At 68.2% G+C, this 12,128-nt stretch carries 7 protein-coding genes; 1 reads left to right on the top strand and 6 read right to left on the bottom strand.

Features of this window, described 5'->3' with window-relative positions:
- Positions 1-153: 153 nt before the first annotated feature.
- From ACZ55A_RS36990 to ACZ55A_RS36975, 4 genes are all read right to left on the bottom strand, one after another.
- Entirely contained in the window at positions 154-351 is a 198-nt protein-coding gene (locus ACZ55A_RS36990; protein WP_468849477.1) for a hypothetical protein, read from the bottom strand.
- A 77-nt stretch (positions 352-428) separates the two neighbouring features.
- Positions 429-1,373 carry a BTAD domain-containing putative transcriptional regulator gene (locus ACZ55A_RS36985; protein WP_468849476.1) on the bottom strand — a complete coding sequence of 315 codons (945 nt, stop codon included), beginning with the start codon at positions 1,371-1,373 and terminating at the stop codon, positions 429-431.
- Positions 1,330-1,938, bottom strand: a complete 609-nt coding sequence (locus ACZ55A_RS36980; protein ID WP_468849474.1) for a GDSL-type esterase/lipase family protein — start codon at positions 1,936-1,938, stop codon at positions 1,330-1,332. The genes ACZ55A_RS36985 and ACZ55A_RS36980 overlap by 44 nt, the downstream gene beginning before the upstream one ends.
- Positions 1,939-3,136: 1,198 nt before the next feature.
- A complete protein-coding gene (locus ACZ55A_RS36975) occupies positions 3,137-3,355 on the bottom strand; it encodes an EF-hand domain-containing protein (RefSeq protein WP_468849473.1) in 219 nt (72 codons plus the stop codon).
- Between the two features lie 996 nt (positions 3,356-4,351).
- Between ACZ55A_RS36975 and ACZ55A_RS36970 the strand changes: the two genes are divergently transcribed.
- Complete coding sequence (locus ACZ55A_RS36970; RefSeq protein WP_468849472.1) at positions 4,352-5,455, top strand: helix-turn-helix domain-containing protein; 1,104 nt, start codon at positions 4,352-4,354, stop codon at positions 5,453-5,455.
- 955 nt (positions 5,456-6,410) lie between these two features.
- Here the strand turns inward: ACZ55A_RS36970 and ACZ55A_RS36965 are convergent.
- Entirely contained in the window at positions 6,411-7,451 is a 1,041-nt protein-coding gene (locus ACZ55A_RS36965; protein ID WP_468849470.1) for a vWA domain-containing protein, read from the bottom strand.
- Between the two features lie 1,126 nt (positions 7,452-8,577).
- On the bottom strand, positions 8,578-11,094 hold the full coding sequence (locus tag ACZ55A_RS36960; RefSeq protein ID WP_468849469.1) for a helicase associated domain-containing protein: 2,517 nt from the start codon (positions 11,092-11,094) through the stop codon (positions 8,578-8,580).
- Positions 11,095-12,128: the final 1,034 nt, after the last annotated feature.

Raw genomic sequence — 12,128 nt, 5'->3', positions numbered from 1 at the left:
GCTGATGGGGTGGTGAGTGTGGTCGTGCCGGAGGGGTTGGCTGTGGTCGCATCTTGATGCAGCCAAGCCAAGTCACCCCAAGCCAAGTCACCCCAAGCCAAGTCACCCCATGCCATGCCCTGCCATGTCGTGTCGTGTCGTGCTGTGGCGTTTTCACTGCTCGGTCCGCTTTGTGTCTTTGCCCAGGCCGTCCTTGCGGCGGGGGTTGGTTAGGTGCTGTGCGATCGGCGCCTTGCCTCGCGTTTGCCCCGGGCCGTGTCCTGCCGGGGCGTGGTGGCTGGTGGCGTGCTGGTGCGAGCGCAGCGCGGCGAGCTTGTTGTCCCAGGCTTCCTCGCCCGGCTCGCGCACCATCTGTGCCTCGTCGAGCAGGCCTTTGCGGTGGGGAAGTTCGAGTTTGCCGGTACGCAGCGCTGGCGCTGCTGATGCACTCAGTGCCCCAGGGGAGTGGTGTCGGTGGAGCCGGCTGGTGGTCTTGGTGTTGTCGGGGACGGCGTGCAGGTGGTGCTCGATCGTGCCGAAGGAGATCTGGCCGCTGCTGGCGACGGCGACTTGTATGCGGCGTGGGCGCGTTCATCTCTGGCGCCGCGTGGGATGTCCTCGTGCTCGACGGTTTGGGCTGGTCGGGCGAGCACGCGCCGTAGTGCCTCTTGGAGCAGGTCATGCGGCGGTCTGGGGCGGTGGACAGTGCCCGGCGGGCCTGTTCGGTCGCGCCCTGGGCCGGCCAGGGGCAGCGGACGCAGCCACGGCTCGTAGGGGCCGGGTGGACGCGTTCGAAGGCTTCGGGGCGGGCAGTTGGTTGCCGCGCATGGCCGGGACGAGCGCGACAGGGCGGGTGCGCCGTGGGCGAGTCCGGGCGGCGAGGTCCGCGTCGCTGGTCGCCCCGGCGGCCGTGACCACGGCTGACGGCTGCGCGGTGTTCGCGTGCTCGCTGAAGGCTGTCGGCGCCTGTCACCGCTAGGTCGTGCAGCAGGCCGACCGTGGCGGGGCCGAACGGACTGCTCCCACGCGGCCGCCGCCCGGCCCACAGCCCGTCTGTGAGCGCCGAGCCGGACGGGTTCCGCAGTCCCGCCTTCTGGGGCGCCTTTGAGGATCTGGTCCTGCGCGCGGGTCAGCGCGGGGCCCTGATCCATCCCCGGTCCGTCAGCGAGCGTTTGCCGGGTGCGCTGCAGCACCGTCAGCGCGTCGCCGCGGCGCACGCAGCGGTCCAGGGCCGTGGCCAGCAGCCCCCAGCCGTCCCCGCGCTGGTGGTGTGCGGCCGCGTGGGTCTCCGGCCGCGCCCGCTGCTGGGCGGTGGCTCCGGGGCGGGGGCGGTGGTTCCGGGGCGGGGGGTTATCGGTGTGGGTTGGTGATCCAGTCGTGCCAGGGGCCGGCAAGGACGAGGTCCGCCAGTCTCTGGTAGCCGCCGCTGCCAGGGTGGGCGCCGTCGCCGGCCAGCGCTTCCTCGATCCAGGTGGCGTCGCGGGCGAGTTTTTGGGTCGTGGCGACGAAGGGGATGTGCCGTGCATGGCAGATGGTGGCCATCTGGTCAGCGAGTACGGAGGTCCGTCGCAGATGACTTTCCCCTGCATCGATGACCGGTGGGGGTCCCACGACCAAGGCAGCGATCGCTCGGCGCTTGCTCTCGTCGAGGAGTGAGGCCAGGTTGTCCAGGCAGATCGCCGGGTCGACGCGGACCTTGCTGCCTTCCTCGATCACGTCGTTGCTGCCGAAGGAGATAACCAGCCGGTTATCGGCGCCGCGCAGAGTTCGTTGCCCGACCTCCTGCCAACAGCGACGCACCACGTCTTCGGAGGTGCTGCGCCTGACACCGAGGTTGAAAGCCGTGATGTCGCCGCAGGTGGCTTGGAGCACCCGGCCGACCCATCCTCGGTACTGCGGATCACCGATCCCCTGGACGAAGGAGTCACCGATGAAGCAGATACGCACATCCCCGTTCACCGGGCTCACCTTAGGCCGACTCGATGCCAACAAGCTTCAGGGCCAAGGCGTGCGCACTCAAGGCCCCCTGCCGAAGACCAAGAGGCGGCCCACAACTGTGCTCTCCGTAGAGGGCTGAGCCGACAGCTGGCCTGGCCAATGACCGCGCCCGCACACAGTGGGGGTGTCAGCGGCTCGCGGGGTGGTGTCCTGATGGTGGGTGTAGCCGTGGGCTTTGGTTGCTGTCATGGGTGGCCACGTGGCTGTTGTGGTGTGGCTGGCAGGTGGGTGGTCGGCTGTTATGGCTTGGGCTGTCCTGTGTGAGGAGCAGTCGGGTCGGGTGGGCCGGGTGTGCGACGGTTCAGGGGGTGCGGCGGGTGAGGCAGAGGCGGGATCGCTCCTGTTGTGCCGGCTGGGGCCCACCGTTGGCGCGGGGTGTGGTGGTGCGGCGGCTTCTTGCGGTGGACGAGGAAGGGGACGCTGTCGCGGTTACCTGTGCGGATCGTGGCTGACTTGGCGGGGCTGTCGCAGCGGACGGTGTGGCGGTGGCCGGCTGCTGGGCGCCGGGGCAACGCCTGCACGCCGACGCGAGAGCCGCCGAACGCCTGCGTCGTCGACGGTTCGCCCCTGCCACCGCCGCGGAGCCCGCCCAGCGGCTGGGCACCGTCACGGCTGCCCAAGCCGGCCGTGAACTCGCCGCTGCTGACCGTGCCGACGTCGCTCGGCCGGCGCTGCGCGATCTGACTCCGCCCGCCCCGCCGCCGGCGCACTGGCGCACCCCGCCCACCCTGGCATCCGACACAGCCCCCGCACGCTCCCGCTCCTGGGATCCGCCCGCGGACGTCGGGGCAGAGCCCGACACGCATCCCGCAGGAGAAGCCTGCCCTCGCCGACGGAACTCGCGGTGGTGGCTGAACTCGCCGTCGCGGGGGACGTGACGGACATGGCGTTCTCCTCGCGGCTGCAGCCGGATCCTGCGGCGGTTCCCCGCCGACGTGCTTGATCCTGCCGGGAAAGGGGGCCAATGGTCGATTACCCCGGGGGGTAATTGGCCCCGCCCCGCTACCTTGCGGCTGCTGTCCGAGCCAGGAGTTCGTGCCTCTTCTGGGCCGGGGGAAAATCAGCGATCGGCGGATGCACTCTTCAGCGACGACCACACACTGCAATTCGGCGGGCGGACGAACCGGGTCCGGCAGTTCACGTGCCGGACCCGGCAGTGTCAGCCATTCATGGCCGCCCAGAACTCCTCGAAGGACATCTGGCCGTCGCCGTCGGTGTCGAGCGAGTCGATCAGCTCCTGGGCCTGCGCCTCGGTGATCTGCGAGCCCTCCAACTCCGCCACGACCTTGCGGTATTCCTCCGCGGTGACCTGGCCGTCCCCGTCGAGGTCGTAGCGCTCGAAGACCTTCCGCGCTGCCGTCTCCACGATGTCTGCCATGTACTCCGCCCTTCTGTGATCTTCGCTGACGGGCCCAGGTTATCCGCCCGCCCGGAGCAGCGCGGGCGCGCCCCAGCTGCCTAACTGTTGTGGGCCGACCTCGTTGCCAGACCCCTGACCCGACCCCGACCCCGACCCCGACCCCGACCGCGACGCAGGAGCGCGCTGAGGGAACCACACAGCGCAGACGTCGTCTCTCCGCTGGTGGAGGCAAGTGGTCGCCGGGTGGCGCACGAGGCCAGGGGAACGGAACCCCGGGGGCTCATCGATGGCTCAGCGGGCGATTTGGGCAACCGCCGGAGGTGTGGAGGGTGGCCGCATCCGGTGAGGATGCGCCACCCTCGTGGGCGCCGTGCTGGAACACGGTGAGCCCGGTCCCTGTTTCATGGTGCAGCCACGACGCCAGGGAGCCCCGGCAGCCAGTGCCGGAGGCAGCGTTGGCAAGAGAGTCGCATCGGGTGCCCTGCTTCGCAACGCGGGCTGGACAAAAATGAATGAAACCAACGGTTTCTTCCATGTGACCTGCGCTGTTCGAGCGGAAGGGATTCTCCTCGTCCACCCGTTCGCCATCCTTCGGCGGCGAACGGATGGACGTATGCGAATCAAAGGCTCCGCCCAGGATGTGAGGGCCGGTTCACCGGTGAGAAGATCCCAGCGGCCGGCGGGCAGACCTGGAAGTCACCGCCAGCAGTTCACGGTGCAGCCAACCACCACGCCTCGCCTCGCACGGGGCGTGACGCGACGACAGATAGGTACAGGCATGCGTTCGTTACTCTTTCCGCCGCCCCCAGGCAGTGGTCCTTCCCAGGGAGCCCTGTCGACCCCGGAGATGGTCATCGTGCTCGTGATCATCGTCGTGGCCGCAGAACTCACGGTTCTCGGGATGCCGATATGCGGCGCCTTTGAATGCATCACCGGGGCTCTCTGGGTCGCCTGCCGGGCCGTCAGGGCCATGCGCCCAGCGGGTCCGCCGCTCGAAGCGGTCTGACAGCAGCCATGGGACGGCGTGAGAACGCCGTTGCCGCCGAGACCCGGCAGTCCGAAGCGCTCGCGCTGTGGCTACGCTCACAGCGCGAGCGCCGAGGCGTCACCTACGCGGCGATGGCCAAACTGACCGACCACCGCTTCACCGCGTCGGCGCTGTCACGGGGCGCCAGCGGCCACAAGGTCCCATCCCGCCGCCTGGTCCTCGCCTACGCCAAAGCCTGCGATGCGGACACCGGCGAAGCGGTGCGGCTGTGGAAGGCCGCGCGCCGGGCCGAAGAAGAACGCCGCCGCGCAGGAGCCGATCCGGAGTTCCGGGATCTGGCCAGGTCACTGCGCTCTGTGATGACCCACCCCGACCTCATCGACAGCTTCGGCAAGCTCCACGACGCCATGGTCGAGCTGCGTGCCAGGGAAGGCCAGCCGTCCCTGGGCGACCTGCAAAGCGCGGCAGGGCGGACTCCGGACGGGCGCCACCGCCTGCCCAAAAGCAGCCTCAGCGTCATCCTCCGGGGCGAGGCGGTTCCCTCACGCGCCCACCTCACGGCATTCATGGAAGCCCTGAATTTCTCCCCACGCAGAGTCCAGCGCTGGGAGCGGGCATGGGACCGCATCGCCGAAACGCCCACCCGGACACCGTCACCAGCCTTCGAGATCAAAATCGTGGAAGCCCCGACGGCCAAGCAGCCCAAGGGCCCTCAACTCCCGCCGGCCGTCAGCACCGAGGACCTCGACTTCCTGCGCGCACAAGTCCAGTTCGACCCCAGCGGCCCCGCCGCCCCCGGCGCACAACAAGGCCCACAGAACGCATACCCCCCAGCCGGCTACACCCGCTCCGGGCTGCCCATCAGAACACCACGCCGCTACGCAGGCACCTCCCAACGCCCCCCGTACGAACCACTGTTCACCACCCGGACGGGCACCGTCCCACCGCAGCCACAAGACACTCCACCCCGCCACCTCCCCACCACCCAGGAACGGACACCGACAGGCCCACCGCCCCGCCCTGCAAACAGCACCGCGCCCAGAGCCCGACCAAGGCGCGTCACCCGAGTGCTCGACCGCTGGTTCCCAACAAGACGACGCCACGACCCCACACGATGGCCGAACTACTGACGCCCCCCACACCGCCCTCCACCGGCGCAGAAACCGAAGCCACAGTTCACAGCCTCCGGTAAAGGAGCCCCGGCAGCCCGACAACCCCCACCACCCCCTCTTTCATGTCAGTGATGGGAGTGAGGAGTCGGGCCGGTCCGGGCTCGCGGCCCACTGCTGGACCAACTGGTGCGGGAGGGGGACGGAACCGTCCGCGGCCCCGCGCTCTCGCGAGCCAAGCGCGCGGTCAAAACCACCGACACGCTGTCCCCGTTCCCCAGACCCCACCCGAGCCGACCCGCCCGCCCCCCGCAACGCCACCCAGACTGCCACCACAGCACCGGCCGGCTCGTCGACGAACAACGACCCAAAGCCTTCCGCACCGACGGCGCCCATCGAGAACCGTGACTATTCATCACCACCCCTGCGCCACGCGACGCTATCGACCGACGCGCGACAGGAACACCTCACGGACACTTACATTCGGCCCGTCCCCTCACAGGACGTCCTACAGACTGAGCCCGATACAGCCACGTCACGTCGCTGCCCACTCCAGCCCAAAGTCGGCGAGTACGTTGTCCAGGAGCGGTTCTCTGATCAGTGTCTGATGGCCGGGCCGGCCAGGCCTGGTTGATCAGTTTCGGTAGACGGTTGTGGTCAGCCAATGCTGATCTTCAACGCTCTCAGCGCTAGTGGAGATGGAACAGCTAACGGGTTCTGACCTACGGTTTGTCAGTTAGCTGGCTGCTTGGCCAGATTGGGGCACCTGTATTGAGCAGCTTCGTCTTCACTGATTGTCGGCAGGTGTCCGAGCGACCACGCAGCTCGACGGCCTGCGCCACCGACGCCACCACCGGCACCACTGGCTTTCTGCCGGTGAGCTGCCGCAAGCCGTCGAGCGACGGCTCCGCCCTGGGCGAGTTCGCCGGCCTACGTCGGGAGCCCCGCCAGCCGGACCGACGGGGCTTTTCAGACGTCAGATCATAAGCAGCAGCCGCGTGTGCGGCACCAGCTTCCGGTTCACGCTGGTGCTCTGCACAAAGATCGTGAAGTCGTCATTGTGATCCGGCTTGACGCGAACTTCCCTGTCCGGCAAACCGAGCAAGGCTCGGGCCTCCGGCCCCGTGTACACCCGGTCCGTCTTCTTCTCCAGCACCGCAATCTGCTTCCGCGCCTGGACCTTCTCCGACTTACTCAGCTGATAGAACGCACAACCCGTACGGAAAGTATGCCCGCATTCGATGACCCAGTTCCGTATCGTCGCTTCGCGAGCCACCGGAATCAGCTCGTACTCCGACGGATTCACCGGGCTGAGACCGGCTGCCTCTATGGTGTCCTTGTTGACAGCCTCAGCACCCGTAGAGAACACCGCCCGCGATCCCCGGATACCCTGGGTCCGGCCCACCATAAATTTCTCGGTCGCCTGCTGGATGACCTGACCAGCGTCCTCCAGACCCTGCGTGCTCGTGGCATCCCAAATGGCGATGTTGTCCTTCGGGAAACCGCACTGCATGGCCTCACGCTTGCCCATCTGGTCCGGCACAAGGACGGCTAGCGTCCAGTTGTCCTCCTGCGTCTCGGCCATCTCGGCCACAGCCTGCACCAGTTCACGCGGATCCCTGGCAGACGCATCCAAGCAGCGATGACTCGCATTCTCCTGACCATCAGTCAGCACAAACGTCAAGAAGCTGTGATCACCGTAAAGTTGAGCCGTCTGCGCCAGCTCCCTCTGCGACTTCAGCGTGGCCGCCAACAGAGCCGTCATCCCACCAACCCGATACAGCTGCTTCAAGGACGGCATCCGCAGCACGTCCTTGTCATAAATGACGCACTCCACCTTGTCCGCGAAGACATACACCGTAACGCGGGTTTCCTGGTCCAACTCCTCCGACCGGCGGGCCAGATATGCAATCTGCTGGTCAGCGACTTCAACGACCTTACGGCTCAGGTGCGACATGGACGAACTGGCATCCAACACCAGAGCAACGTGATTGATGTAGTTCTGGCATCCGGACATAAATAGCCCCCCTTTTCCGGTTCGATGCACTCATCGTCTCACCCACCACTGACAATCGACCTTGGAGTCGAGGTGGGCGCAGACCCGAAAAGCCCAGAGCTTGCACGGGAAGGAGCCGGGCCCAGTACCGTCACGCGGGCCGCATCTGCGCGCCTCCGAGGAGAGAGCCGCCCAGCCCGCCCCGTGGTGTGCTGCAGGTGATGCCGGAACCAGCCCGCAGGCCGAACCACCTTTCACCAAGGCGCCACGGCCGCCATCGGTCCCAGCACACTGCCGTCACCGCGAATCAGCCGGCACCTCCATGCCCATCCGCGACCACGCCCATGAGCCCAGCGCCGCCTGACGTCAGCGAAAGGCGGCGGGGCCCGGGCAGGGCTGTCATGCCCGACCCCGCACCGGTCAGGCGATCAGCTTGCGGAGCACCGGGTGCTGACTGCCGCAATCCTCAAGCCTGCGGCCACGCCCATGAGCCTTGGGACGGACCTATCGGAGAGCAACATAAGCCCGCCCACGACGACACCGAAGAATCCCGCCACCAACAGCACCACCGCGGAGTGCAACGAAACGACAGGAACGGCGGCGCCACGGGTGGCAGCCCGGTGCCGGGCGGGCTGGGCGGTTCCGGGTGGGCGGGTACGGGGGAGTGCGGGTCCCGAGCATCGGAAGTCTCCTGGAAGGCGAAGGAACACAGACGGCGGACACCTGTGGAGGTGCCGTCCGCGTCGGATACGCCTCGCGGTCGGCGGCCCTGCTGCTCCCTGCCTGAGAGCGCCCTCTGGGGCTTCGGCCCTGGCCCAGGGCGGCGTGTTCAGCGTAGCGGCGATCGGCGTGCCCGTTGCCCTGGGCGTCTAGCGGGTAATCATCAGTACTACCTCCGGGGCGAGACCGGGTGAGCGAGCGGGACAGCGACAGATCTCAGGTGCTTGCGTCTCGCCCTCCCCGCCATCGGCTTCTCCACCCCGTAGGGCCGGAAGCCGGCACCCGGACAGCAGCGACCGGGCAGAGAGTCCCGACGCATGACGAAGGCCCGGGCCATGTGGTCCGGGCCTCGCATCTGCTGAAGATCTCCAGGGGAGCGAACGCTGGTAAGGGTGGCAGCGACCGCTTCTACTCGTTCCTGCCATCGTCAGGACCATCGCATGCCGATGACGGAGAGTTGCTCCACGCGCTCCGGTGCCAACGTTGCTGCCCGGGACCGCTGATTGCTGACCCACGCACCGAGCCGGATCTCGTGCTCCTCCTGACCCCCACCGTCACGGCTGCCTACGCTGATCGTCTCGACGTGCTTCCGGGGCACCCGCAGGTGCCCCTCCCGCTCGTAAAACTGCCGCGCCGCCGCCAAGTTCAGCGCCCACTTGTCGGCCTGCGTACGGCGAGCCTTGGGCTTCTCGTCCTCGCCGGCAGGCTCGATCCCGAGGACCTGCTCGCACATCCACTGCTGCACGGTAGTGAGCTTGTCCCAGCCGAACCGCTGCGCCCGGGTCCACCGCCCCAGATCCTCGCCCTGGCGCACGACCTCGCCGGCCTCGGCCGGCAGCTGACCGCCGGCCTCCAGGTGCTGCCGGGTCAGATGGAAGCAGCGTTGCCACTCCACCGGCCAGGCCGGGCACCAGGACGCGTCGATCTCCTCCAACTGCTCACGCCGCTCCTGCGACAAAGCACCGGCCGACGACGGAACCGGCAGCCCCCCGGCACGCCGCTGCTCGATCTCTGCCGCCTTCCGGGCAGCGGCCCGCACGTTCTTCAGCCAGATCCCCACCCTCGCGCCCTTGTGGGTGGCGTCCAGAGGGGCCAGAAGGTGCCCGTGCTCGGCCGCCCACCCACGCGCCGCGGTCAGGCCCTCCTCCCAGGCGACGTCGAAATGGCTCCAGACCATGCCGAGCCTCTCCAGCTGTGCCACGCGGCCGGCGTCCATGCCTCCGCGGGCATACAACCGCCTCGCATCAGCAATCCACTGCCCCAGCGGGAAGCCCGCGAGCGAGCCCGGCCACCCCTCCGCCTCAGCCTCCTCCCCACCCGGGACGCGGTAGACGAACGGCACGCGCAGGTCGCCATGTTCCCGGGCGTAGAGGACAGCGGCCTCCACGCCGCGCCGCCAATGCTCGTGCTCAGGGTCGAGGACGCGCAGGCTGACGAACGTCGCCAGCTGCGCGGGGTCGCGGGGCGTGGAGAACTTCAGGAGGGCCTTGGCGCGGGCACTGACCCCCTGCCGCACCGCGCCCGGCCCAACCCCCTCGACACCGCGTTCACGGCCTTTGGGGGAGCGACTGGGGGCTTGAGGCTCGGCCAAGGCTTCGACCACTCTGGCGTCATGCGCGCGGAGCGCTTCCAGGAGCTTTGCCAGCCCGCCGTACGCCTTCGAGGTGAGCATGTTGTCCGCACTCTCCCCGGGGGCGAGCAGGACCGGCACGACCAGGCTGGCGACCTTGCCCTCGCCCGGCTGCATCCGCAGCGCCCGCCCCACCGCCTGCACCAGATCAGGCATGGACCCTCGGACGTCGGCCCAGTACACGGAGTCGCAGTTCCTCGTATCGACGCCCTCCCCGAGCACTTTCACCGACCCCAAGTAGCCCTTCTCCACCACCGTGCCGTCCGTGGCAATCCCGTCGGCAAACTCCCCCAGCACACGCCTGCGGTGGAGCGGCTTGTGCTCCCCACACAGCCAGTCCGCCCAGATCCTGCGCGGGTAGAGCTCGGGGTCGCTGTTGTGCAGCTGGGCGGCGACGCCGGGGAGGCCGGCCGCGAAGGCCTCAGCTTCCCGGATCTGATGGTGAAAGACGAGGGTCCTGCCGAAGTTCTCCTCAGCGGAAGCTTTCACCAGGGCGGTCTGCAGGGCAGCGAGCCGGGCTCCGCGCACCTCGTCCGACCGGCCCTCCGCGCCCAGCAGCAGCGCGGCCTGGAACTGGGTGTCCGTCACATCGGCGCATACGACCTGGTACGGCGCGCAGATACCCCGGTCGATCGCCTCGGACAGCGTGAGCGTGTAGCAGCGCCTGCCGAACGGTCCGCTGGGATCGTCCTCCATCGACGCGACCAACTCGCCCGGCGCCCCGCCCTGCTCCTGGTCCTCATCGAGCTGCCACAGCCGCGGCGTGGCGGTCATGTAGAGGCGGCGCAGGGAAGGGATCCGACTGTTGTCGTGGACGACGGCCCAGGGCTTACCGATCCGGCCCGAGGTCCGGTGCGCTTCGTCCACGACGATGAGGTCCCAGCCCGGAAGCCCGACCTGGTGGGCGCGCTCCAGCGTGCCGAGTCCGAGGGAGGCATAGGTGGCGAACACGGTGACCTTGCCCGGGTACCGGGCCCACGCCACCAACTCGTCCACATCTGTGGTGTTGGGGAAGCCCACCTCCTCCCCGCGCAGCGAAGACACCCCAATCACCGGCCCAGTACGGCCGCCTTCGCGCCATGCGGCCTCGGTCTGGGCGAGCAGGTCCAGCGAGGGTACGAGCACCAGCACACGGCCCGCATGGAGCTCCTCCGCGCTGCGCACCGCCACCCAGGTCTTCCCGGATCCGGTCGCCATGATCACCTGAGTCCGGAGCCCGCGCTCGGGCACAAGTGATCTTGCAGGCAATTCGAGAGCACTCAGTACCGCATCAACGGCTTCCCTCTGGTGAGGCCAGAGGCCTTTCTTCCCCATATCCGACCTGCCTTCACCTGGTTGCCGCACGGTCGATTCGAACGTCAGGAACGGGAAACCTGCACGCAGAGCCCTCAGTTGCCACCATCCTGAAGCCATGAGGGTGGCTGTCGCCGCTCGTGATCCTGCGAGGGCTCGGCGGGCTCGATAAGATCGAGAGTGCCCCAGCAGTGGCATTCACTGCTTCCAGAGTCTATCTAGCTTAACAAAATGAAGCACGCACTTCATCCCGCTGTGCAAGCGCCTAGCCAGGCCAGAACGAAAGACCGTCGACAGCAGGTGACTGTCACCCCATGACCGTCACCCGGAAGGCCCATTCCGCGTAGATCGGCCCGGCGCACTGCCCCACACCCTTCCATCTACTGGGGACCAACCCCGCCCCGCATCGACCGACTGCCCCCACGCACCTCCCGAGCCATCCACCACGCGGAGCGCTGCACCTGAGACATGGAGGTGTGGCCGGGAGGACCAGAGGCCACTCTCCATTGGTACGTACGGGCTTTTTCTCACACAGCCCGCAGGGCTTCGCTCGAAGATGTGCTTGAGGCAAGGGACATGATGGAGCGAATCCTGCCCCTCCTGCCGGCCCCGGCCCGCGACGAGCTCACAGCTGCCTCAAGCTGTTGGACGCTGAACTGCGCGCAGGACTTTGCCCGCCCCGTTCGCGCACCGCGACCCATGGCGCCGACGAGGGGACTGGTGACATCAGCGCCCCAGCACCCTCCCCGGTAGCTGGCCAGGCCCGCGTCAGCGGGCCCAGGCTTGAAGGCAGAGCCGCAAAGCCAGGGCAGGGGAGCGCAGCGGACCTGCCCCAAGGGCGCACAGCGCCCGCAGCCCCCTGGGGGCAAGCGAGGACAAGTCCCGAGCGAAGCACGGGACTTCAGGCCCGAAGGGCCTGCCCGCGCAAAGCGCGGGGCAACACCGTTGCGAAGCAACGGTGTTCACGGGGAAGCGAAGCGCCCCCGTGAACCGCTGAGCGAAGCGAAGCGGTTTCACTTGCATAGCGCGCAGCGCTATGGGACCCGCTCCGCGGG

It is taken from the genome of Streptomyces sp. NPDC034111, assembly GCF_055575375.1.
This window is presented reverse-complemented; position numbering and strand designations above follow the sequence as displayed.